This is a genomic window from Streptosporangium sp. NPDC050284 (assembly GCF_044459525.1).
Taxonomy (GTDB): domain Bacteria; phylum Actinomycetota; class Actinomycetes; order Streptosporangiales; family Streptosporangiaceae; genus Streptosporangium.
In genome coordinates, this window is the sequence record NZ_JBITIZ010000010.1 from 326,349 (window position 1) to 348,778 (window position 22,430).

The window sequence follows — 22,430 nt, forward strand, 5'->3', positions numbered from 1 at the left end:
GGCCGTGCCGGGCGGGCGGACGGGCGGGGAGACCCCGCCCGTCGCTCACTTCGAGACGTAGAGGATCTTCCAGGTGCCCGCGTACAGGCAGTTCAGGGAGGGCTTGGAAGCCTTGGGCTCGGAGCAGACCTTGAGCTCGACCTGGTAGAGGTCGTGCTGGGTGAACGAGAACGACTTCGGGGTGCCGTAGGAGCAGTCGACGATGCTGCGGTGCTTGAACGGCAGGTTCTTGCCGTCGGGGGTGCGGTAGGTGAGACGGAAGACCGCCCAGCCGCAGGAGGAGCCCCTGGTCAGGTCGTAGACCTTGCCGGAGATCCTGCCTCTCTCGGCGGCGGGGATGACGGCGTGGTCCTCACCGTAGACCGTGAGCGAGCCGTGCGTCTTGGCCCTCCTGCCGGGGGCGTAGTAGGTGCCCCACGGGCCGGCGCCCTGCTCCGCCGTCGTGTCGGCGGTCGCCGGGCCGCTCCGTGCCGGCGCGGTCGCCGCCTGGGCGGTCGCCGGGGCGATGGAGACGAGTGCGGTGGCGAGGGCGAGTCCGGTGAGAAGGCGGCTGATCGTCATGGGAGGGATTCCTTTCCGGCTGTTGTGACCACAGTGTGTGATGGGCCGCTTTCAGCCGGGTTGACCGCTCACTGCAAACGAGTATCAGCCACTTATAAGGGGGAATGTGGAGTCAACAGGAGGTAAGTGCATGGAAGCGCTGGGAATAGACATCGGTGGGTCGGGGATCAAGGGTGCGCCGGTGGACGTCGCGAGAGGGCGGCTGACGCGGGAGAGGCGGCGCATCCCCACACCGAGCCCTGCCAAGCCCGAGGCCGTGGCCGAGGTGGTGGCGGAGATCGTCAGGCACTTCGCCTGGGAGGGGCCGGTGGGGGTCACCTTCCCCGGGATCGTGCTCGACGGGGTCGCCAGGTCGGCCGCCAACGTGGACAAGGACTGGATCGGCACGGACGCGCGGAGGCTGTTCTCCCAGGTGACGGGGCTGCCCGTCACCGTGCTCAACGACGCGGACGCGGCCGGTCTGGCCGAGGTGGCGGCGGGGGCCGCGAGGGGCAGGCCGGGGGTGGTGATGATGCTGACCTTCGGTACGGGGATCGGCAGCGCCCTGCTCATCGACGGCCGCCTGGTGCCCAACACCGAGCTCGGGCATCTGGAGATCAGGGGCAAGGAGGCCGAGAAGCGCGCCTCCGACCACGCGCGCGAGGCGCACGACCTCGACTGGGCCGAGTGGGCCGAGAGGGTGCAGGAGTATCTGGAGCACGTCGAGGCGCTGTTCTCCCCTTCGCTGTTCATCATCGGGGGAGGGGTCAGCAAGAAGGCGGACAGGTTCCTGCCCCTGATCAAGTTGCGCACCCCGATCGTCCCGGCGGGCCTCCAGAACGAGGCGGGCATCGTGGGCGCCGCCATGGCGGCCCTGGCGTAGCGGCGACCTTCCCTCAAGTCGCCCGCCCGAGGTACACACTTCGCGCGGGCGGCTCGCGAGACCGCTCACGTCGAACCATGCGTTTCTCACGAGACCCCGAAGGCGTTCGGTGCCTCAGGAAAGGCTCCCGGCGGTGCTCACCGGCGGCTATCACGCACGGTCCGGGAGCGGTTTCCGAGAGGAGTCTGAAACTTTCATTTCTCCAGAAAACTGTTCGGTGAGGTCAGAGGGTGGGAGGGGTTCATTCGAGGGCCTCCGACGTGCAACAAGCTGTACACATCCTCGAAACATCCGGACTATGGGAGCGCTCCCACCATCGTCCTGGAGATGATTACGAATGACAGTCAATCCGCGCCGCCATACCTGGCGCAACCGGGTGGCGACCATGGCGGCCATGTTCGTGGCCGCCGCCGGTCTTGCCACCGGGCAGGCCGCCACGGCACACGCCGCGGTCGCCTGCGACGTCGCCTACACCACCAATGACTGGCAGGGCGGATTCACCGCCAACATTATCCTGAAGAACCTCGGTGACCCGCTCACGAGCTGGACCCTGGGCTTCACCTTCGGCGCCGGGCAGACGGTCCAGCAGGGCTGGTCGGCCACCTGGGCACAGTCGGGCGCCCAGGTCACCGCGAAGAGCCTCTCCTACAACGGCTCCCTCGCCACCGGCGCCTCCACCAACATCGGCTTCAACGGATCGTGGAACGGGAGCAACCCCAAGCCCACCTCCTTCACGGTCAACGGCGTCACCTGCGGCGGGCAGGGCCCGGTCAACCAGCCCCCCACGGTCAGCCTGACCAGCCCCGCCTCCGGCTCCACCCACCAGGCCGGTGCCGCCGTGCCGCTCGCCGCGACCGCGAGCGACGACGGCTCCATCAGCAAGGTGGAGTTCTACGTCGACGGCGCGCTGGTCAACACCGACACCAGCGCTCCCTACTCCTACTCCGCCACCGGTCTGGCGAGCGGCTCGCACACCGCGAGTGCCAAGGCGTACGACAACGCCTCCCCGGCGCTCTCCACCCAGACCGCCGCGGTGCCCTTCACCGTGGGCGGCGGCAACACGACGCCGTCGATCGTCGCCTCCCCGACCTCCCTCAGCGTCCCCGAGGGCTCGTCGAGGACGGCCGCCTTCCGGCTCAGCCAGGCGCCGAGTGGCAACGTCACGGTCAGCCTGGCCAAGACGGGTGACAGCGACATCACCATCGCGCCCAGCACGCTGACCTTCACCACCGCCAACTGGAACACGGCGCAGAACGTGACGGTCTCGGCGGCCCAGGACGCCGACCAGACCAACGGCACCGCCACCATCACGGCCACCGCCGCCGGACACACCGCCGCCACCGTCGCCGTGACCGAGGCCGACGACGACGGCACCGACCCGACGCCGGTGCACGTCGACAACCCCTACGCCGGCGCTGACGGCTACGTGAACCCCGACTGGTCGGCCAAGGCCGCCGCCGAGCCGGGCGGCAGCGCGATCGCCAACATCTCCACCGCCGTGTGGCTGGACCGGATCGCCGCCATCGAGGGCACCTCCTCGAACAGGGGCGTGCGCGCCCACCTGGACGAGGCCCTGCTGCAGGACGCGGCCAACGGCAGCAAGCCGCTGACGATCCAGTTCGTCATCTACAACCTGCCCAACCGTGACTGCTCGGCGCTCGCCTCCAACGGTGAGCTGCGCGTCTCCGAGAACGGTATGAACCGCTACAAGACCGAGTACATCGACCCGATCGCCGCGATCATGGCCGAGCCGAAGTACGCGGGCCTGCGGATCTCGACGATCGTCGAGATCGACTCGCTGCCGAACCTGGTGACCAACCTCAACCTGGCGGCGTGCCAGGAGGCCAAGGACAGCGGCGCCTACGTCAACGGCGTCCGCTACGCCCTGGACAAGCTGCACGCGATCAAGAACGTCTACACCTACGTCGACGCCGGGCACCACGGCTGGCTTGGCTGGGACTCCAACTCGGGGCCGTCCGCCGACCTGTTCGCGAGCACCGTCGCCGGCACCGTCGCGGGCTTCGACAGCGTGGACGGCTTCATCACCAACACCTCCAACTACTCGGCGCTGCGTGAGCCGCACTTCACCATCAACACCAACGTCAACGGCCAGAGCGTCCGCCAGTCCAAGTGGGTCGACTGGAACTACTACGTCGACGAGCTCTCCTTCGCCCAGGGGTTCAGGAACACGCTGATCCAGAAGGGCTTCAAGTCCAACATCGGCATGCTGATCGACACCTCCCGCAACGGCTGGGGAGGCTCGGCCCGCCCGGCCGCTCCCAGCACCTCGACGAACGTGGACACCTTCGTCAACCAGTCGCGCATCGACCGCAGGATCCACGCCGGCAACTGGTGCAACCAGAGCGGTGCCGGACTGGGCGAGCGCCCGCAGGCCAGCCCCGCGACCGGCCTGGACGCCTACGTCTGGGTCAAGCCTCCGGGCGAGTCCGACGGCGCCAGCAAGGAGATCCCGAACAACGAGGGCAAGGGCTTCGACCGGATGTGCGACCCGACCTACGGCGGTAACGAGCGCAACGGCAACAACCCCAGCGGTGCCCTGGCCGACGCGCCGATCGCCGGCCAGTGGTTCTCCGCCCAGTTCCGCCAGCTGCTCCAGAACGCCTACCCTCCCCTCCCGTAACCCGCTGACCCCGGCTCCCGCCCCGGCGGAATCCGGGTGAGGCCCGACGCGACGGCCCCGTCACCCCCTACAGGGGGAGGCGGGGCCGTCCCCTTCCGGAGAAGGGGACGGCGTACGGGTCCGATATTGGGATGCGGTGGCGCGGTGTCTCGGGCAGCATGGGCGGTTGGGCCTTCGCACAGGGGCCTTCAGGTGTGGAGCCCCACACGCGCCTCACGACCGCGGGTGAGCCTTCACACGTGGGCCGAAAGTATCCTGGCTTCAGTATGGGAACGCCTCCTTTGACATCGTCTCTCTCCGACCTGCACGCGCGCCTGCCCGAGCTCACGCTGCGTGACCAGCGGCGGCTTCGCCGCAGGCTCGACGGGGCACGCAGGGTCAGAAACCGCGCCGCGCAGCAGAAGATCGCCGCGGAGATCACCTCCGACATCGAGCGGGCCGAACGGCGCGTCGCCCAGCGCCGCGCCGGTGTCCCCGTGATCACCTATCCCGAGGCGCTGCCGGTCAGCCGGCGCAGGGACGACATCCTGGAGGCGATCCGCGACAACCAGGTCGTGATCGTCGCCGGAGAGACCGGTTCCGGCAAGACCACCCAGCTGCCGAAGATCTGCCTTGAGCTGGGCAGGGGCGTGAGGGGCCTGATCGGGCACACCCAGCCCCGCCGCATCGCGGCCCGCACCGTGGCCGAGCGCGTCGCCGAGGAGCTCGACACCCCGCTCGGCGACGCCGTGGGCTACAAGGTGCGCTTCACCGACCAGGTGGGCGACGGCACCCTCGTCAAGGTCATGACGGACGGCATCCTGCTCGCCGAGCTGCAGAACGACCGCGACCTCGACCAGTACGACACGCTCATCGTCGACGAGGCGCACGAGCGCAGCCTCAACATCGACTTCATCCTGGGCTACCTCAAGCAGCTGCTCCCGCGCCGCCCCGACCTGAAGGTGATCATCACCTCGGCGACGATCGACCCCGAGCGATTCTCCCGGCACTTCGGCGACGCGCCGATCGTGGAGGTCTCCGGCCGGACCTACCCCGTCGAGGTGCGCTACCGGCCGATCGCCGAGGACGACGACCAGATCCAGGCGATCGGCAAGGCGGTCGACGAGCTGTGCGCGGAGGGACCCGGCGACATCCTTGTCTTCCTCAGCGGCGAGCGCGAGATCCGCGACACCGCCGAGGCGCTGTCGAAGCGCAAGGACGCGGAGATCCTGCCGCTGTACGCCAGGCTGTCCGCCGCCGAGCAGCACCGGGTCTTCCAGTCGCACACCAACCGCCGGGTCGTGCTCGCCACCAACGTGGCCGAGACCTCGCTTACCGTGCCGGGCATCAAGTACGTGGTCGACCCCGGCTTCGCCAGGATCTCCCGATACAGCCACCGCACCAAGGTCCAGCGCCTGCCCATCGAGGCGATCTCCCAGGCCTCGGCCAACCAGCGCAAGGGCCGCTGCGGCCGCGTCTCCGAGGGCGTCTGCATCCGGCTGTACGAGGAGGACGACTTCGTCACCCGGCCGGAGTTCACCGACCCGGAGATCCTGCGCACCAACCTCGCCTCGGTCATCCTGCAGATGACCTCGATCGGCCTGGGCGACATCGGCGCCTTCCCGTTCGTCGAGCCGCCCGACCAGCGCCAGGTCAAGGACGGCTACGACCTGCTGCTCGAGCTGGGCGCCTTCGACCAGGGGCGTCGGATGACCCCGCTCGGCCGCAAGCTGGCGGGCCTGCCGGTCGACCCGCGACTGGCCCGCATGGTGCTGGAGGCCGACCACAACGGCTGTGTCCGCGAGGTGATGGTCATCGCCTCCGCGCTGTCGATCCAGGACCCGCGCGAGCGACCGGCCGACAAGCAGCAGGCCGCCGACGAGAAACACCGCCGCTTCGCGGACAAGGAGTCCGACTTCGTCTCGTACCTGAACCTGTGGGAATACCTGCAGGAGCAGCAGAAGGAGCTCTCCTCCAGCGCGTTCCGGCGACTGTGCAAGGCCGAGTTCCTCAACTACCTGCGCGTCCGCGAGTGGCAGGACGTCTACGGCCAGCTCCGCCAGATGTCGAAGACCCTGGGCGTCACCCTCAACAGCACCCCCGGCGACGAGCAGAAGATCCACATCTCCCTGCTGTCGGGCCTGCTGTCGCACGTCGGCGTCAAGGACATCGACAAGAAGACCGCCGACGCCGGCGGCGGTCGCCGCCCCCCGAACGAGCCGCGCAGGCCCATGACCGAGTACGTCGGCGCGCGCAACGCCCGGTTCGCGATCTTCCCCGGCTCCGCGCTCGCCAAGAAGCAGCCGCTCTGGGTGATGTCGGCCGAGCTGGTGGAGACCTCCAGGCTCTGGGCCCGGGTGAACGCCAAGATCGAGCCCGAGTGGGTCGAGCCGCTCGCCCAGCACCTGATCAAGCGCACCTATTCCGAGCCGCACTGGGAGAAGAAGCAGGGCTCGGTGATGGCCTACGAGAAGGTGACGCTGTACGGCGTCCCGATCGTGGTCCAGCGCAAGGTCAACTACGGCCGCATCGACCCCGAGCTGAGCCGGGAGCTGTTCATCCGGCACGCCCTGGTCGAGGGCGACTGGGAGACCCACCACGCCTTCTTCGCAGAGAACCGCAAGCTTCTCGAAGAGGTCGAGGAGCTGGAGGAGCGGGCACGGCGCCGCGACATCCTCGTCGACGACGAGACGCTGTTCGACTTCTACGACCAGCGCGTCCCCGCCGACGTTGTCTCCGGACGCCACTTCGACTCCTGGTGGAAGAAGACGAGGACCGACCAGCCCGACCTGCTCAACTTCGAGAAGTCGATGCTGATCAGCGAGACGGCGGGCGACGTCAGCAGACGCGACTACCCCGACGTGTGGCGCCAGGGCGGCCTGCGCTTCCCGCTCACCTACCAGTTCGAGCCCGGCACCGACGCCGACGGCGTCACCGCGCACATCCCGCTCGCGCTGCTCAACCAGGTCAACGTCGAGGGTTTTGACTGGCAGATCCCCGGGCTGCGTGAGGAACTGCTCACCGCGCTCATCCGGAGCCTGCCCAAGCACATCCGACGCAACTTCGTCCCCGCCCCCAACTACGCCAAGAAGGCGCTGGAACGGGCCGAGCCCACCCAGGAGCCGCTGCTCGCCGTGCTGGAGCGCGAGCTGCTGAACCTGACCGGCGTCCAGGTGCCGCGCGAGGCATGGCAGCCCGACCTCGTCCCCGACCACCTCAAGATCACCTTCCGGGTGATCGACGGGCGCAGGCAGAAGCTGGCGGAGAGCAAGGACCTGGCCGAGCTGAAACGGCGGCTCGCCCCCAAGCTCCGCCAGACCCTCTCCAAGGCCGCCGGCCTGGAGAAGACCGGCCTGACGGGATGGACCGTGGGCGCGCTGCCCAGGACGTTCGAGCAGCGCAGGATGAAGGCCTACCCTGCGCTCGCCGACGAGGGCGCCACCGTGGCCGTACGGATGTACGAGACCGAGACCGAGCAGCGCCGGGCGATGTGGGAGGGCACCCGCAGGTTGCTGCTGCTCAACACCCCGTCACCGGCCAAATGGGTGCTCGGCCGCCTCGGCAACCAGTCCAAGCTCGCCCTGAGCCGCAGCCCGCACGCCGGCGCCACCGCGCTGTTCGACGACTGCATCGCCTGCGCCGCCGACCACCTCATGGCCGAGCACGGCGGCCCGGTCTGGGACGAGACGGCCTTCACCGCACTGCACGACAGGGTCAGGGCCGAGCTGTTCGACACCACCGCCGAGGTGGTCGCCCGGGTCGAGAGCATCCTCAAGGTCTGGCACACCGTCTCGACCCTGCTGCCCGAGTCTCGCTCCACCCGCGCGATCGAGGACATCCGCGACCAGGTGGCCAACCTCGTCTATCCGGGTTTCGTCACCGATACCGGTTACCGGCGACTGCCCGACCTGCTCCGCTATCTCAAGGGGGCCGAACGGCGGCTGGAGAAGGTGCACGAGGACGCGTTCCGTGACGGGGAGCGGATGGACAGGGTGCACGACATCGAGGACGAGTATCACGAGCTGGTCGAGAAGCTTCCACCGGCCCGTCGCTCGGACGACGACGTCCGCCAGATCCGCTGGATGATCGAGGAGCTCAGGGTGAGCTACTTCGCGCAGACCCTCGGGACTCCGTACTCGATCTCCGACAAGCGCATCCGCAAGGCGATGGAGAAGCTCTGAGGGCTGCCCCAAGGGGAGCCGTTCGGCTCCGGAGTGATTCCCGCGGAACCGTCGCCGCAGGCCGAGGCTCCGTCAGGGGGGCGGGAGTCACAGGAAGATCGAGGTGTCGAGGTCGAAGTCGACGGGGGAGGGGATGCGGAGCGGCTTGCCCATCTGGACGCGTGTGACGGTCTGGTAGGTCCCGTCCTCGGGGTCGCTCAGGACCGTGACCGTGGGAGGGGCGGCGATCGGGTCGACGAGCAGCATGACGGGCACCCCGCCCGTGGCGTAGACGCGGGGCTTGTCGTCACTGTCGACCCGCGTGCTCCCCGAGGAGACGATCTCGGTAACCATGATCAACCCGGAGGAGCGCAGCTCCAGTGTGCCCCAGCGTGGGCAGTCGGCGGGGGCGAGCACGAAGTCGGGGACGAGGCTGTCTCGGGGGCCGTCGACGCAGACGTTCACTCCGCCCAGGTGGGCGTGCCACTTCCGCTCTATGACGACCGGCTGCAGCGCGTAGGAGAGGAGTGTCGCGCTCCAGCTGTGTTCGGGGGTGCCCACGGGGCTCACGATCAGGTTCCCGTCGATGACTTCGGCGCGAAAGCCGGGGGTGGGGGGCAGGGTTTCGAGAAGATCCCGCGCCGTGCGAGCCAGTGCCGGATCCTTTCGGGGAATATGGCGGGCGGGACGGCCACGTGCCGTTGTCACCATAAGTCTCTCCCTCCGTGTCCGAGCGATGACTCTAAGTCTCGTATGGCTGTGCGGTGGGGCGCGACGCGTATGGTCCGTGGTCGCGGTTCGGCCTGGCGGCGACATGGCGCGGGCGTAGAGGCGAGGCCGGGAGCATGGGCGGGTCATGTGAGAAAAGCAGGACACACCCGTTTGGTGGGAGGAGGCGGGTTGACGCGGTCCCGCTCGGTGTCGTCCCGAGCGGCCGGACTACGATCGTGGGCCTGAAAAGGAAAGGGGGGCACCGTGGTCCGGGCGCTGGTGTTCGACGTAGGTGAGACGCTGATCGACGAGACGCGCATCTGGTCGCGCTGGGCCGACCGGCTGGGGGTCACCCGGTTCACCATGCTCGGCGTGCTCGGTGGCATGGCCGCGCTCGACCGCTCGTTCGAGGACGCCTTCCGGCTGCTGCGGCCCGGGTTCGAGGTCGAGGCCGAGCAGGAGGCGTGGAAGCGCGACGACCCCACCGGGCTTCGGGTGAACTTCGACGCCGACGACCTCTATCCGGACGTACGGCCCGCTCTCGCGGCGCTGCGCGACCTCGGATACGAGCTGATCATCGCGGGCAACCAGCCTCCGCAGGCGCGCGACGCGCTCGCCGCGATGGACCTGCCCGTCGACGCGATCCACACCTCAGACGGCTGGGGTGTCTCCAAGCCCGCCCCGGAGTTCTTCGCCAGGGTCGTCGCGGTGTCGGGCCGCGAGCCCGGCGAGATCCTTTACGTGGGCGACCGGCTGGACAACGACGTCCTGCCCGCCCGAGCGGCGGGCATGCGGACCGCGCTGATCCGCCGGGGGCCCTGGGGGCATCTCCACGCCGAGCGCCCCCGCGCCGCCGAGGCGGACCACGTGGTCGACGACCTGCACGCCCTGGCCGCCGCCCTCGCCCGCTGACCGCCCCGGGGACGAGACCAAGCCGACCCCGGGGCCTGACCGCATCGCCGAGTCGCGGGTTCGCGGGGCCCCAGGGTCCTCATGTGTCGCGGTGCCCGAGCGGGTGGCGTGCTCCCGGTGCTCAGGTGTCGCGGTACTCGATGTCGGGCTCGATGTGGACGGCGCGCTCCTCGGCCGACAGGTCGCCGTCGTCGGGGCCCACATCCGAGGCGTACTCCTCGGACGTCTCGTCGGGGCTCAGCCCCTCGTCCGGCGCCACCAGGCGGGTATCGTCGCGCGGGGCCCGCTCGCGGTCCGGTGCCTCGCGCCGGAGACGCTCGTCGAGGGTGTCACGGTGCTCGTCGTCGTGTTCGACGATCTCGTGGTTGAGGCCGAGGTCGTCGGTCCACTCCTCGACCTCGACCGCCTGCTCGTCACTCAGACCCTCGCGGTCTGGGGGCATTTCACTCATACCGCGGCCCTACCCGTTTTATCGCCTTGAATCCCAGGCCAGGTGTTCGTCCCCGTACCTCAGCGGGGCCCGTGACCGGGTGGCTCAGCCGCCGGTGTCCGAGAGGCCGCTCGGCAGGTAGACGGGACGCTGGCTCTCGCGGGCCAGGCGCCCCGCGGCGAGGCGTGGGGCGATGTCCCCCGGCAGGAGGGACATCGCGATGTCCCAGGGGAGGAACGCCGCCTCGTCGAGCTCCTCGGCCTGCAACCGGATGTGGGCGGTGTCGTCCAGGACGCCGCCGTCGAACATGAAGTGGATCACCGGGCGGGGACGGTCCTTCGCCGGCGGTGTCCACTGGACCACGAGCAGGTCGCCCGCCTTGACGGACACCCCGAGCTCCTCGGCCACCTCGCGCGTCGCGCCGTCGTGGGGCGCCTCCCCCTCCTCGACGACCCCGCCGGGGAAGTTCCAGCCGGGCCGGTAGTTGGGCTTGACCAGCAGGACACGGTCCTCCGCGTCGGTGATCAGCATGCAGGCCGAGACGAACACGGTGGGCAGGGTCGCGTACCACTCGGCGGGGTCGAGATAGGACTCGCTCATTCGTGTCACGCTACCTTCGCCGGCGGCCGGGCGTGGCCGGGACCCGCCGACGCGCGGCGGTCGTCCGTTCGACGGCCTGCCGCCGAACGGGCAGGGTGTTCCGGCCGTCGGTGCCGCTTCCCGCTCAGCCGAGTTTCTTGACCAAGATCTCGAATTCCAGGTCGTCCCTGGTCGGCAGGCCGAAGCTCTCGTCGCCGTAGGGGAACGGGGCCGTCTCGCCGGTGCGGGAGTAGCCGCGGCGTACGTACCAGGCCAGGAGCTCCTCGCGGACCGAGATCACCGTCATGTGCATCTCGCGCACGTCCCAGGTCTCACGGGCGAAGCGCTCGGCCTCGGCGAGGAGCGCCTTGCCGAAGCCGCCGTTCTGCAGGGTGGGACGTACGGCGAACATCCCGAAATAGGCGTATTCGCCGCGGTGCTCCACCTGGCAGCAGGCGACGAGTTCGCCGTCCACCTCCATGAGGATCATGTGGTTTTCCGGCTTCTCCAACTCGGCGGTCACGCTCTCGACGTCCGTCCGCCGCCCGTCCAGCAGGTCCGCCTCGGTCGTCCACCCGGCCCGGCTCGACTCCCCCCGGTACGCGGAGTGGACCAGGCGCACCAGGGCGGGCACGTCCGCGACGGTGGCCGCGCGGAAGACCGGCCGCGTGGTCCGGGAGGGGGTGTTCATCCGAGGAGTCCTTTCTGCGCAGGAGACCCTCGCCTTCCGGCGTGAAGGGGAAGGCGGGGGTGATCTTCTAGGCAGGCGGTGACACGTGCGGTCATCGAGTCGCCTGATCCTGCGCATCATAGCCAAACGGGCTGCTCAGCTCACTTGGCCGCCTGGAAGGCGCGGCCCGCGGGGGTGGCGACGCCGTTGCTCAGGAACAGGCCGCTGTTCGGCTCGGTGTCCGAGGAGGGCAGGCCGAACCAGGCGTAGCGCTGCACGTACGGCAGGGAGGCCAGCATCGTGGTGGACGCGGTGACGAAGGCGGCCTGCTGGGCGTCGGTGGGGAAGCGGACACCGTTCGAGAAGTCGATCAGGGCGTACTCGGTGAGCCAGATCGGCTTGCGATAGCGCTCGTACACGGCCTGGATGTACGACCTGAGCTGGCCGACCGCCGCCTCGGTGCGGAAGTCCCCGCCGTACCAGTGCAGCGTGACGAAGTCGACGCGGTAGTTCCTCTGGGCCGCCCCGGACATGAAGCGGTCCAGCCAGCCGCCCGCCCTGTCACCGCCGTAGGCGACGGCGGGACTGCCGATCTTCTGGCCCGTCGCGGTGAGCCTCGGCCACAGCGACAGCGCCTTCTCCACGGTCATGTTGGACTGTTCGGCCATGTCCGGCTCGTTGAACCCGAGCAGGTAGGGACCGGCGTTCTTCGCCTGGGCGAGATTCTGGTCGGTGACGCTGTCGGCTCCCCAGATCATCGGGACGAACTCGGCCGACTTCGGAGTCGTGACGCCGTTGTGGTTCGTGGACCAGGTGTAATACCAGCTCGCACCGGAGGCCGCGAGGGCCGCGCTGACACCGGGCGCCTGCCACACGCCCACGCCCTTCTCGGCGGAGGTTTCCACGGGGACCTCCGGGGCCGGTGTGGTCGGGGTCCTGCTGGGGGTGGGAGTCGGGGAGGCGCTGGGGCCGGCGGTCGGGGTGCGGCTCGGGCTCGAACTCGGCGTCGGCGCGGTCGGGGTGACACCGGGTAGGGGGGTGGCCGAGCCCTTGCCGAAGACCTGGAACTCCCAGAGCGAGACGCCGTACCTGCTGGATCGTTGGGTGGTGTAAAGCCGTACGTACCTGCCGGTGGCCGACACGTTGATGGTCTGCACGCCGCCCCTGCCCGCGGTCGTGCGGTGGATCGTCTTCCACCGGCCGTCGCCGTTGGAGGTCTGGATCCGGAACGCGGTGGCGTAGGCGTGTTCCCAGTTCAGCACGATCTTGTTGATCGCGGTGGACCTGCCCAGGTCCACCCGCAGCCACTGGGGGTCGCTGAACGCGCTGGACCAGCGGGTGTCGCTCCTGCCGTCGACCGCGGCGGCGGCGGACAGGTCGCCGCGCTCGACCGAGGAGGCGACGGCGGCCCGGCCCTGCGACACAGGGGTCTCGGCCGCGCCCGCGCTCGTGGGGAGGGCGTTCACCACGGAGGCGCCCAGGACGGCGACGAGGGCGCCCGCGAGTACGGCGCGGCGTACCTGACGACCTGTTGCGGTACCGCGCGGAACAGTCTCACTCATGTGGATGAGGTCCTTCGTACGGAGGAGTGGGGATCGGACGCTGTCGGTGCATCGGAGGTTTGTCGGAGGCGCGCCGGTCGGGCCGGATCACGGATCTCCTGTCGGACGTGTTCGCTCCTGTTCAGGAGACCGGTGGGCGGATCGGAGACAACAGAAACGCGGTAGCCGATCTGGGATACTCCGGAAGTGCGACGTTCGTCCCGCAGCACTCTCCGGTTGATCGCCGATATCGCCGTCTCGCTCGCCGTCGGGCTGTATCTCGTCGCCCTGGTGATGGACGAGGCGGTGGCGCGTCCGGGACCGCTGGTGGTCCTCGGGATGATCGCGGGCGCGGCGCAGGGCGTGGCGCTGTGGTGGCGGCGATCCCATCCGGTGACGGTGATGGTGATCGCGCTCGCCGGAGGGCTTCTCGTCCACTACCTCGCGCCGCAGGGGCTCTTCCCGTTCGCGGGCCTCTTCGCGATCGGCTCGCTGGCCGCGCTCCGCCCGCCCCGCGTGTCGCTGCCCGCGCTCGCGGCGCTGCTCGTTCTCACCGCGCTGAACTTTCTCACCGCTCCCAGCCAGGACGCGCAGTTCGCGATGGCGTTCCCCATCCTCGCCTGGGCGCTCGGCGAGGTCGTACGCAACCGGCGTGTGGCGATCGACCAGGAGTCGCGCAGGGCGGTCAGCGAGGAGCAGGCGCGGATCGCCCGCGAGCTGCACGACGTGATCGCGCACAGTGTCTCGGTCATCGTCGTGCAGGCGGCCGCCGCCGACGACGTCTTCGAAGAACGCCCAGACCAGGCACGCGCCGCGCTGCGTTCGATCGAGGCGGCGGGGCGTGACGCGCTCGGGGAGCTGCGCCGGTTGCTGGCCGTGGTACGGCCGGGCGCGGAGGACGTGCCACAGCCTCCCCAGCCGGGACTCGATCGGCTCGTGGAGCTCGTGGAGCCGTTCCGCGCCGCCGGTCTGGAGGTCGCGGTGCGCATGGAGGACATCGGTGCCGATGGCGCGCTGCCGTCAGGGGTCGACCTCTCCGCCTACCGGATCGTTCAGGAGGCGCTCACCAACACGTTGCGCCACGCGGGCGCCGGTCGCGCGGAGGTGATCGTCAGGGCCACCTCGGGGATGCTCGAACTGGACATTCTCGACGACGGGCACGGTGGCGGGAGCGGCGGAGGCGGTGACGGCGCGGACAGCGGTGGCGATGGGAGCAACGGAGGCATGGGCGGCGGAGGCGGGAGCGGAGACATGGGCGACGGTGATGGCGGAAGCGGTGGTGGCGGCGGTCACGGGATCGCGGGGATGCGCGAGCGCGCCGTGATGCTGGGCGGCACCCTCGACGCGGGTCCGCGACCCGAAGGCGGATTCCGCGTCCGCGCCCGCCTGCCGTTGGGAGTGCCGCGATGAGCGTCCGGGTGGTCATCGTCGACGACCAGGCGTTGGTCCGCGGTGGTTTCCGGATGATCCTGGAGGCGAGGGCGGACCTTGAGGTGGTCGGCGAGGCCGGGGACGGCGGGGAGGCCGCGGCCCTGGTCGAGCGGCTGAGGCCCGACGTCGTCCTGATGGACGTGCGGATGCCCGGCGTCGACGGTCTGGAGGCGACCAGGAGGATCGTCGCCTCGGGAAGTCCGGCCCGGGTCATCGTGCTGACCACCTACGACGTCGACGAGTCCGTGTTCGCCGCCCTGCGCGCCGGGGCGAGTGCCTTCCTGCTCAAGGACGTGCGGCCCGCGGAACTGGTGGAGGCGGTCCGCGTGGTCGCGCGCGGCGACGCGCTGCTCGCGCCGTCGGTCACCCGCAGGCTGCTCGACCGGTTCGTCACCGTTCTGCCTGATCCTGGTGCCACGCCGCCCGGCCTCGGCTCGCTGACCGGGCGGGAGGTCGAGGTGCTGCGGCTGGTCGCGCTCGCGCTGTCCAACGCCGAGATCGCCGAGCGACTCGTGCTCACCGAGGCCACGGTCAAGACGCACGTGTCCTCGGTACTGCGCAAGCTCGGCCTGCGCGACCGGGTCCAGGCCGTCGTCCTCGCCTACGACGTGGGGCTCGTGCGCCCGCGCTCCCTTTGAGATTTTTCTCGGCCGGAATCCGTCCGAGGGGGGAGAGGTGCGGCCCGGCTCCGCCCTGGGAGGGGGGTGAAGGCCACTCCCGCGTTCGATGTGCTCGGAGGGCGTCCGGACCTAGCGTCGCCGCCATGACCGGAAATCCTCCCGACGACCGACGGCACGCGACCCAGACTGACCGAACGGCTCAGTTCTCCGAGCCCTCCAGGACCGCTGAGGCGGCCCGGACCTTCGAGCCGGCCCCGACACTTCAGGCGGCTGAGGCGGACCAAGCAGCCAGGGTGACGCGGCCGGCTCAGGCGGCCCCCGGCGGGCGTCCGGGGCCGTTGCGTCGGGTCGCGCCCGCGCTCGGGCTCTTCCTCCTCTCCCCGCTGGTCGCCGAATATCTGCTCGGCAACGTTCCCCCGTCCGAGCTCTGGGGCCTGGTCGTCCTCGCGCCGATGTACGGCGGTGGCGCGATCATCATCCGCGAGGTGACGCGCCGCGCCGGGCGCGGCTGGCCGACGATCATCCTGCTGGGGTGCGCGTACGGCGTGCTGGAGGCGACCCTGATCGACCAGACCCTCTTCAACCCCGCCCCGCTGTTCGAGGGGGACGTCTCCCGCGGTTCCACGCTCATCCCGGCGCTGGGGTTCAGCGCGGTCAACGCTCTGGGATTCACCGTGGGACACGCCGTCTGGAGCATCGGCGTCCCGATCGCCGTCGTCGAGACCCTGGTGCCCCGCCGCGCCACGACTCCCTGGCTGGGCATACCCGGCCTGCTCTTCACCTGCGTCGTGTTCGTCCTCGGTTCCCTTGTGCTCTTCGGCGGCATCCGCGACGACAGCGGATTCATGGCCTCGCCGCCACAGAGGATCGGCGCCGCCGCCGTGGTCGTGCTCCTGGCCGTCGCCGCGTTCCTCGTCGGCTGGCGCTCCCGGCCGGCGAAGGATGGGCGGTCGCCGAAACCCTGGCTGGTGGGTACGGCGGGATTCGTCGCGTCCGCGGCGTTCGTCGCCCGTCCCGAGGACTGGTGGGGGACCGCCGCGGGCATCGCGCTGATCGCCGTGACGGCGGTCGTGGTCGGCCGGTGGTCGCGAGGTGACGGCTGGGGCGCCAGGCACCGGCTCGCGCTGGCGGGGGGCGCGCTGCTGACTCAGGCGTTCCTCGGTTTCCTGCTGCTGTTCCTTCACGGCACCGCGACCACCGCCAACCTGATCGGCCAGACGGTCCTCGTCCTCGGCGCGCTCGCTCTCTTCCTGGTGGCACACCGGGGCGCGCGGGAAGCGGGCGAGGCGCGTGAGGCGGGACCGTGAGGAATCCGTCGGCGGGCCGTCGTACGGGGCCGGATCCGGTCCCGCGGGGATCCGCGATCCGCGCGTTCACCGTCACCGACTCTCCCGAGGAGGCCCTGGCCTTCAGGCCGGGGAGGAATCGGGAGCGGGAGGGCCGCCAAGGCCCGAGCGTGCCCTGACCGGCCAGGCATTCAGGTCAGCTTTCTTCCGAGTCATGCCAAGAAAACAAGGCACGGTGAAGTATTGAGTGATATTTTCAATACATGCTGGTGACTGAGATGCTGAAGCTCGCCCCGAGCGCCGAGCAGGGCAAAGCCCTGCTGGCGACGATGCGCGCGTGCAACGCCGCCGCCAACCGTGCCGCCGAGGTGGCGTTCGCCCACCACACCGCCAACAAGATCGCCTTACAGAAGCTGGTGTACACCGACCTGCGGCACGAGTTCGGCCTGTCGGCACAGATGGCCATCCGGTCGATCGCCAAGGCGTGCGAGGCCTACAAGCGCGACAAGAACATCAAGCCGGTCTTCCGGGATCTGGGTGCGGTCGCCTACGACCAGCGCATCCTGTCATGGAAAGGCCGCGACCGGGTCAGCATCCTCACCCTCACCGGCCGCATCATCATCCCCGTGGTCTACCAGGGGCGCTGGCCGGCCACCAGCGGCGCCACCATACGCGGCCAGGCCGACCTCATCTACCGCGACGGCGTGTTCTACCTCGCCACCGTGATCGACGTCCCCGAACCGCCGCAAGGTCCCGAGCCCGACGAATGGCTGGGCGTGGATCTCGGCATCGTCAACCTCGCCACCGACTCCACCGGCCAAGCCCACACCGGCAAGGGGGTGCGCGCCGTACGGCGGCGCAACGCCCGCCTGCGCGCCCGCCTCCAGGCCAAGGGCACCAAGTCCGCCAAACGCCTCCTCAAGGCCCGCCGTCGTAAAGAGTCCCGCTTCGCCCGCAACGTCAACCACGTGATCAGCAAGAAACTGGTCGGCAAAGCCAAAGACACCCAGACCGGCATCGCCCTCGAAGACCTCGAAGGCATCCGCGACCGGGTAACGGTTCGTAAGGCTCAGCGCGCCGACCTGCACTCATGGGGCTTCCACCAGCTCCGCACGTTCGTGACCTACAAGGCCGCCCTCGCGGGCGTGCCCGTGCGCCTGGTGGACCCCTGCAACACCTCCCGTACCTGCCACCGGTGCGGGCACTGCGACAAACGCAACCGTCCCAACCGGGACGACTTCAAGTGCCTCGGCTGTGGGTTCGCCGGCCCCGCCGACCACAACGCTGCGATCAACATCGGTCGCAGGGCAGTGAGTCACGCTGCCGACGACGCGGCCTGAACCGTACCTGCCAGGTACGGCGAGGAGCTGCAAGCTCGGCCCCTTCAGGGCCGAGAAGCTGACGTGAAGTTATCGTCGATAACAGAACGTGGGAAGGCGGGGGATGCGACACACGCGTGCGGCGGTGATGCGGGCGGCGCTGCGGCTGCTCGACGAGGTCGGACTGGACGGTCTGACCACGCGCGGGCTCGCGCAGGAGCTCGACGTACGCTCACCGGTCCTGTATCGCCACTTCGGCAGCAAGCGGGAACTCCTCGACCACATGGCCGCGACCATGATCGAGGACGCGTTCGCGCACCTGGCCCGCCCGGGGCCCGGCCAGGACTGGGCCGACTGGCTCGCCGAGCGGGGGCGGGCGCTGCGCCGGAGCCTGCTCACCTATCGCGACGGCGCGCGGCTGCACGTCGGTGCCCGGCCGGTCGGGAACCAGGCCGCGACCTCCGACTCCGTGGTCGAGGTGCTGGGCGAGGCGGGGTTTCCTCCGGAGGAGGCCCGGCGGGTGATCCTCGTCATCGGCCGCTACATCGTCGGGTGGGTGGTCGAGGAGCAGGCGAGCGCCGGTCGCCCTGTAGAGGGGGAGTCGCGCGAGGCGGCCGACGCCGACTTCGAGTACGGGCTGAACGCGATCCTGGCGGGTCTGCGCGCGAACCTGGACGGTGTTCGCGCGAGCCCGGACGGGGAGATCCGCTGAGGGGCGTCCCCGTCCGGGCCCGCGTGGCACCGAGCGCGGACGGTGAGACCAGGTGAGGCGGGCGGCTCCCTGTCCAGGCTCGTGCGGTGCCGAGCGGCCACCTCGCGCGGCCAGGCCGTCGCCGTACGATCGTCCTTTCAGGCGGGAGTTTCTCCGCTCTCTCCGAGCCAGACGAGATCGGAGTGGAGCCGGTACGCGGCGCTGTCGGCGCTCCGCCAGCTGCCGAACCCCCGGGCGGTCACACCCGACGGTGGCCGCCTCTCCACCTGGCAGCGCGAGCCCGTACGCCACCACCTCGGGGACGTCCTCGTCGAACTCCTGGACCAGGGCGAACACCCGAGGCAGACCACCGGCCAACGCCCTCACGTCCTCCCTGGTGGGACCGTGGTCGATTCCGTTGGGAAGGGCGTAGCCGTCACTTCCGGTTGCGCTCTCCCGTGAGCTCGCGCCATGGTAGACAGTCGGGTTGTCTGAACCGTTGAAGTGCTCCATCTCGGGTGCTTCCTTCCGGCTTTGTGGCCGGGGCGAGCAGGGCCTCCAAGCGAAGCCCGCCCCGGCTTCTTCTTTTTGGTGGTCTTTCTGTGATCACGCGACCCTTTTCGTGGTTGGACACGCCTTTTCTTCATCTCTCTGTGACCGGGTCGCTACTTTGAGTATAGTGACACGCGGTTACCGAAGTTCACAAGCTGTATCTGCCAGGTTGCTGAAAGCGCTGGCCTGTACAGCCCGGCCTGGAAGGTGAGCATGGCTGCTCCCAAGTGGGTAACGCTCCGAGCTCAGTGGCTCGGCCAGCAACTCCGTGAGCTACGTGAGGCCAACTCTCTGTTGCTCAAAGATGTGGCTGAGTACCTCCAGCGAGATCCGTCCACCGCCGGTCGCTTCGAATCGGGGGAGTATCCGATCCGGCGCCCTGACCTGCTCGCCCTCCTTGATCTGTACGGCGTGGCGGACAGCGGACGGCGTGAAAGCTTGATGAAGCTCAGCCAGGAGGTCTGGCAGAAGGGCTGGTGGGACGGGTACGCCACCGAGGTCGCCGGTGCGTTCGTCGACTATGTGTGGCTGGAGTCCCGGGCGCGTGAGATCCGGGCTTTCGATAACACTCTGCTGCCCGGTCTGCTCCACACCCCGGAGTATGCGAGGGCGGCGATCACGGCGGCTGAGTATGACGCGAAAGGCGAGCAGATCGACCGCTGGGTCGAGCTTCGCACGACTCGTCAAGGGATCCTCGCGGGAGACAACCCACCCCGTCTGTTGTCGATCATCGATGAGTCTGTGCTGCGCAGGCAGGTCGGTGGTGCCGTATGCCTGGCGAAGCAACTCGGAGAACTGGCCAGGCATGCTGCTCAGCCCAACATCGAGGTCCGCGTCCTGCCATTCAGCGCTGGGGCGCATGCCAGTCCGGCCGGTGCGTTCCGGATTTTCACGATGGAGAAGCCGTTTCCTGAGGTCGGCTACGCGGAGACTCCGAAAGGGGCTATTTATATTGAATCGCCAGATGCTCAGCGTTTCGTGCGGACGTACGATGAACTGCGGGAGCTGGCTCTGACTCCCGAGGAGTCGGCTGTATTGATCTCCGCGATAGCAGAGGAGCTATTGCGGTAAACGCGAGGGAAGGGTGTGAAATGCCTGATTCCATGAATTTAGCCCACGTTGCCTGGCGCATCAGTACGAAGAGCGACAACGGCGGCGGGAGCTGCGTTGAAGCTGGGCCGTTGGGGGACGGTAGCGGGCGGGTTGCGGTGCGGCATAGTCATCGGCCTGATGGTGAGGTGATCGTCTATAGCCGTGCGGAGTGGGAGGCGTTCGTCGGTGGTGTCAAGGACGGGGAGTTCGACTTCTCCGCCCCATGAGACATGCGACGGCGGCCTGAGTCCGGCCATGGCGCGGGCGACGCCACGAGTCACCGCATGAACGTCTCCATGTCTCACGCCAGTGAACGTTCATCGATCAAGACACGCCCGAACGGCCGCGAGAGATGACCGGACACCGGGACACGAGGACGGAAGAAGGCGTCCGCTGGATGGTCAGACCGCAGACGGGGTGGTGATGCGCCCACCGAGGAGCGGCCCTTCGAGGTGTGCGGGGATGAGCATGATGCCACTGATCCTCGATGCCGGTTTTCCGCTACAACTGCGAACCTACTGACGCTCCGAGAGCCTGTATGGCCGGGGGTGAAACTCTGTCGGGAGTGATGATTTCACGGTGTTTCAACCGGCACAGGGTTGCCTTGCTGATCGACGACGACCCTTCCCTCCAGGGGGCGATCAATTCGTACGGTTCCGCTTTTCAGCATGGCGAAGGCCGGCCGATCGCAGTCGGGCTGCGCGGTGCTTGGCTCACCGGTAAGGATCACCACGGCGGACTGGAGTTGGCCGGCTTCGAAATGATCGTCGCCGGTTGATCCATCGCAGGAAGTCGGAGCGACGGTGACTTTAAAGGAAAGTGAGGTTCTCGACGCGTCCAGGGAAACACTGTCGATCGCCGCCGAGCGCCTTGTCTGACCCAGGCGCCAAAACGCGTCAGGGGTTACCGCCGGCCAGCTTACCGACCCTCCGTTGTCCGTGCGGAAGCTCCATGAGGGAAGCGACAGCGAGCCCCTGTCCGTCATCCATTCCAGCTGGTTAAGGCGCGCTTCGACGACGGTTATGGTCTCTCCGGGTAACCCCCGAAGCCGCTCGGAAAGGCGATCGAAAGCATCTGCGGCCGATATCCGGGTTAGGCTTACCTTGTCTCCGTCGAGCAGGACATCCGGGCTCCCCGGTGGATCGTCGGACAGCTTTTCCCGTAAAGTGAACCGAGTTCCGGGCTTGGCTTCACCAACGAGTTTTGGGAGATCGTCAACGATGATTATCGGGCGTGGATCGCGTGTGTATGGAAAATCGCGCCATTGATCTGCCGCCGTGCTGGAGTCGCTGCCCGGTCCCGCTTGTCCGGAACAGGCCGACATGAACGCGATTGCGGAGCACAGCAGGATCATTTTTTGGCGGCGTGGACGTCACCCATGCCCGGAACGCTACTTCGTGGTCGGATGTCTCGCCAGTGCTGAATAAGTGACTGCGTATATCGAGGGGCGCGCACGGTGTCCCGGCGGTGATGGGCTCTTTTCGTCCGGTCGCGGCTCTCCGTACGGTGGGGCGGACGGGGATCCGGTGGTGGGATCCGGCGGGTGGCGGCGCGTGATTTGCTTTCCCCATGGATGAATCGCGGATCACTCGTTACCTGGACAGGTTGGGCGTGAACCGCCCCGCGGAGCCGGATGTCCAGGGCCTACGGACCCTGCAGCTCGCGCACCTCAGGGCGGTGCCGTTCGAGAACCTGAGCATTCATCTCGGTGAGCCGATCTCGCTCGACCCCGACACCCTGTACGACAAGATCGTCGTCCGCCGTCGCGGTGGCTTCTGTTACGAGCTGAACGGACTGCTCGCCGAGTTGCTGACCGCGCTCGGCTACCGGGTGACGCTGCTCGCCGCTCGCGTCTTCGGCGGTGGTGGTGTGCCGGGGCCGCTCTTCGACCATCTCGCGCTGCGCGTCGATCTGGACGAGCCGTGGCTGGTCGACGTCGGGTTCGGTGACTTCTCCGACGAGCCGCTGCGGCTCGACGGGCGCGCGGAGCAGAAGAACGGCGGGGGCGCGTTCCTGGTCGGGCTTGCCCCAGGCGACCACGGCGACCTCGACATCGCGCACAACGGCGACCCGGGTTACCGGCTGACCGCCCGGCCCTACGAGCTGGCGGACTTCGTCCCGATGTGCTGGTGGCAGGAGACCTCTCCGAAGTCGCACTTCACCAGGTCGCCGGTCTGCTCGATGCGCACGGCCGAGGGCCGGATCACGCTCCGCGACCGCAAACTGATCCACACCGTGGACGGCGAGCGCACGGAACGCGACCTGGACGAGAGTGAACTTCTCCCCGCCTACCGCGATCACTTCGGAGTCACCCTCGACCGGATCCCGTCCGCCAAGGCGTGACCTTCCGCTCCCGGCCCGCTTGGTGACCGGAGATGGGTGTGGTGTTCGAG

Annotated in this window: 19 protein-coding genes; 12 read left to right on the forward strand and 7 right to left on the reverse strand. The window is 68.8% G+C overall.

Annotation, left to right across the window (positions count from 1 at the left end):
* Positions 1-45: 45 nt before the first annotated feature.
* Positions 46-561 carry a hypothetical protein gene (locus ACIBH4_RS24555; RefSeq protein WP_362767937.1) on the reverse strand — a complete coding sequence of 172 codons (516 nt, stop codon included), beginning with the start codon at positions 559-561 and terminating at the stop codon, positions 46-48.
* Positions 562-691: 130 nt separating this feature from the next.
* Here ACIBH4_RS24555 and ppgK point away from each other — a divergent pair, with 130 nt between their 5' ends.
* The 3 genes from ppgK (at position 692) to hrpA (ending at position 8,224) form a co-directional block, all read left to right on the forward strand.
* Positions 692-1,423, forward strand: coding sequence for a polyphosphate--glucose phosphotransferase (gene ppgK, locus ACIBH4_RS24560; protein WP_362767940.1), 732 nt, complete (start codon positions 692-694; stop codon positions 1,421-1,423).
* A 337-nt stretch (positions 1,424-1,760) separates the two neighbouring features.
* A complete protein-coding gene (locus ACIBH4_RS24565; protein WP_399172878.1) occupies positions 1,761-4,064 on the forward strand; it encodes a glycoside hydrolase family 6 protein in 2,304 nt (767 codons plus the stop codon).
* A 266-nt stretch (positions 4,065-4,330) separates the two neighbouring features.
* Positions 4,331-8,224 carry an ATP-dependent RNA helicase HrpA gene (gene hrpA / locus ACIBH4_RS24570; RefSeq protein ID WP_362767943.1) on the forward strand — a complete coding sequence of 1,298 codons (3,894 nt, stop codon included), beginning with the start codon at positions 4,331-4,333 and terminating at the stop codon, positions 8,222-8,224.
* An 87-nt stretch (positions 8,225-8,311) separates the two neighbouring features.
* Here hrpA and ACIBH4_RS24575 read toward each other — a convergent pair whose 3' ends face one another.
* Positions 8,312-8,914 (reverse strand): Uma2 family endonuclease, encoded by a 603-nt coding sequence (locus ACIBH4_RS24575; protein ID WP_362767946.1) that lies wholly within the window; start codon positions 8,912-8,914, stop codon positions 8,312-8,314.
* Between the two features lie 264 nt (positions 8,915-9,178).
* Here ACIBH4_RS24575 and ACIBH4_RS24580 point away from each other — a divergent pair, with 264 nt between their 5' ends.
* Positions 9,179-9,826 (forward strand): HAD family hydrolase, encoded by a 648-nt coding sequence (locus ACIBH4_RS24580; protein WP_362516334.1) that lies wholly within the window; start codon positions 9,179-9,181, stop codon positions 9,824-9,826.
* Positions 9,827-9,947: 121 nt separating this feature from the next.
* Here ACIBH4_RS24580 and ACIBH4_RS24585 read toward each other — a convergent pair whose 3' ends face one another.
* The 4 genes from ACIBH4_RS24585 to ACIBH4_RS24600 form a co-directional block, all read right to left on the reverse strand.
* Positions 9,948-10,277 (reverse strand): DUF5709 domain-containing protein, encoded by a 330-nt coding sequence (locus ACIBH4_RS24585; protein WP_350946069.1) that lies wholly within the window; start codon positions 10,275-10,277, stop codon positions 9,948-9,950.
* 84 nt (positions 10,278-10,361) lie between these two features.
* On the reverse strand, positions 10,362-10,856 hold the full coding sequence (locus ACIBH4_RS24590; RefSeq protein ID WP_362516330.1) for an NUDIX hydrolase: 495 nt from the start codon (positions 10,854-10,856) through the stop codon (positions 10,362-10,364).
* A gap of 124 nt (positions 10,857-10,980) precedes the next feature.
* Positions 10,981-11,526: a GNAT family N-acetyltransferase gene (locus ACIBH4_RS24595; protein ID WP_362516328.1), complete on the reverse strand. Its 546-nt coding sequence runs from the start codon at positions 11,524-11,526 to the stop codon at positions 10,981-10,983.
* Between the two features lie 140 nt (positions 11,527-11,666).
* Positions 11,667-13,067, reverse strand: a complete 1,401-nt coding sequence (locus ACIBH4_RS24600) for a glycosyl hydrolase (RefSeq protein WP_362767948.1) — start codon at positions 13,065-13,067, stop codon at positions 11,667-11,669.
* Positions 13,068-13,253: 186 nt separating this feature from the next.
* Between ACIBH4_RS24600 and ACIBH4_RS24605 the strand changes: the two genes are divergently transcribed.
* The 7 genes from ACIBH4_RS24605 (at position 13,254) to ACIBH4_RS24635 (ending at position 20,264) form a co-directional block, all read left to right on the forward strand.
* Positions 13,254-14,456 carry a histidine kinase gene (locus ACIBH4_RS24605; RefSeq protein ID WP_362516323.1) on the forward strand — a complete coding sequence of 401 codons (1,203 nt, stop codon included), beginning with the start codon at positions 13,254-13,256 and terminating at the stop codon, positions 14,454-14,456.
* Positions 14,453-15,115, forward strand: coding sequence for a response regulator transcription factor (locus ACIBH4_RS24610; RefSeq protein ID WP_362516321.1), 663 nt, complete (start codon positions 14,453-14,455; stop codon positions 15,113-15,115). The genes ACIBH4_RS24605 and ACIBH4_RS24610 overlap by 4 nt, the downstream gene beginning before the upstream one ends.
* Before the next feature lie 275 nt (positions 15,116-15,390).
* Positions 15,391-16,404 (forward strand): hypothetical protein, encoded by a 1,014-nt coding sequence (locus ACIBH4_RS24615; protein ID WP_362767951.1) that lies wholly within the window; start codon positions 15,391-15,393, stop codon positions 16,402-16,404.
* Between the two features lie 242 nt (positions 16,405-16,646).
* The gene (locus ACIBH4_RS24620; RefSeq protein WP_362767954.1) at positions 16,647-17,723 is read left to right on the forward strand and encodes a transposase; all 1,077 of its coding nucleotides are present in this window, start codon (positions 16,647-16,649) and stop codon (positions 17,721-17,723) included.
* 103 nt (positions 17,724-17,826) lie between these two features.
* Positions 17,827-18,414, forward strand: coding sequence for a TetR/AcrR family transcriptional regulator C-terminal domain-containing protein (locus tag ACIBH4_RS24625; protein ID WP_362516315.1), 588 nt, complete (start codon positions 17,827-17,829; stop codon positions 18,412-18,414).
* A 744-nt stretch (positions 18,415-19,158) separates the two neighbouring features.
* Positions 19,159-20,016, forward strand: coding sequence for a helix-turn-helix transcriptional regulator (locus tag ACIBH4_RS24630; RefSeq protein ID WP_362516310.1), 858 nt, complete (start codon positions 19,159-19,161; stop codon positions 20,014-20,016).
* A 20-nt stretch (positions 20,017-20,036) separates the two neighbouring features.
* A complete protein-coding gene (locus tag ACIBH4_RS24635; RefSeq protein ID WP_350946081.1) occupies positions 20,037-20,264 on the forward strand; it encodes a DUF397 domain-containing protein in 228 nt (75 codons plus the stop codon).
* A gap of 347 nt (positions 20,265-20,611) precedes the next feature.
* Here the strand turns inward: ACIBH4_RS24635 and ACIBH4_RS24640 are convergent, their stop codons facing one another.
* The gene (locus tag ACIBH4_RS24640; protein ID WP_362516306.1) at positions 20,612-21,391 is read right to left on the reverse strand and encodes a hypothetical protein; all 780 of its coding nucleotides are present in this window, start codon (positions 21,389-21,391) and stop codon (positions 20,612-20,614) included.
* 215 nt (positions 21,392-21,606) lie between these two features.
* Here ACIBH4_RS24640 and ACIBH4_RS24645 point away from each other — a divergent pair, with 215 nt between their 5' ends.
* Entirely contained in the window at positions 21,607-22,380 is a 774-nt protein-coding gene (locus tag ACIBH4_RS24645) for an arylamine N-acetyltransferase (RefSeq protein ID WP_362516304.1), read from the forward strand.
* Positions 22,381-22,430 lie beyond the last annotated feature (50 nt).

Bases quoted from the DNA above. Each gene is read 5' to 3' on its own strand.
- ACIBH4_RS24595 (WP_362516328.1), bottom strand. From the start codon at position 11,526: ATGAACACCCCCTCCCGGACCACGCGGCCGGTCTTCCGCGCGGCCACC.
- hrpA (WP_362767943.1), top strand. From the start codon at position 4,331: ATGGGAACGCCTCCTTTGACATCGTCTCTCTCCGACCTGCACGCGCGC.
- ACIBH4_RS24565 (WP_399172878.1), top strand. From the start codon at position 1,761: ATGACAGTCAATCCGCGCCGCCATACCTGGCGCAACCGGGTGGCGACC.
- ACIBH4_RS24590 (WP_362516330.1), bottom strand. From the start codon at position 10,856: ATGAGCGAGTCCTATCTCGACCCCGCCGAGTGGTACGCGACCCTGCCC.
- ACIBH4_RS24645 (WP_362516304.1), top strand. From the start codon at position 21,607: ATGGATGAATCGCGGATCACTCGTTACCTGGACAGGTTGGGCGTGAAC.
- ACIBH4_RS24555 (WP_362767937.1), bottom strand. From the start codon at position 561: ATGACGATCAGCCGCCTTCTCACCGGACTCGCCCTCGCCACCGCACTC.
- ACIBH4_RS24635 (WP_350946081.1), top strand. From the start codon at position 20,037: ATGCCTGATTCCATGAATTTAGCCCACGTTGCCTGGCGCATCAGTACG.
- ACIBH4_RS24600 (WP_362767948.1), bottom strand. From the start codon at position 13,067: ATGAGTGAGACTGTTCCGCGCGGTACCGCAACAGGTCGTCAGGTACGC.
- ACIBH4_RS24625 (WP_362516315.1), top strand. From the start codon at position 17,827: ATGCGACACACGCGTGCGGCGGTGATGCGGGCGGCGCTGCGGCTGCTC.
- ACIBH4_RS24620 (WP_362767954.1), top strand. From the start codon at position 16,647: ATGCTGGTGACTGAGATGCTGAAGCTCGCCCCGAGCGCCGAGCAGGGC.
- ACIBH4_RS24585 (WP_350946069.1), bottom strand. From the start codon at position 10,277: ATGAGTGAAATGCCCCCAGACCGCGAGGGTCTGAGTGACGAGCAGGCG.
- ppgK (WP_362767940.1), top strand. From the start codon at position 692: ATGGAAGCGCTGGGAATAGACATCGGTGGGTCGGGGATCAAGGGTGCG.
- ACIBH4_RS24610 (WP_362516321.1), top strand. From the start codon at position 14,453: ATGAGCGTCCGGGTGGTCATCGTCGACGACCAGGCGTTGGTCCGCGGT.
- ACIBH4_RS24630 (WP_362516310.1), top strand. From the start codon at position 19,159: ATGGCTGCTCCCAAGTGGGTAACGCTCCGAGCTCAGTGGCTCGGCCAG.
- ACIBH4_RS24575 (WP_362767946.1), bottom strand. From the start codon at position 8,914: ATGGTGACAACGGCACGTGGCCGTCCCGCCCGCCATATTCCCCGAAAG.
- ACIBH4_RS24640 (WP_362516306.1), bottom strand. From the start codon at position 21,391: ATGATCCTGCTGTGCTCCGCAATCGCGTTCATGTCGGCCTGTTCCGGA.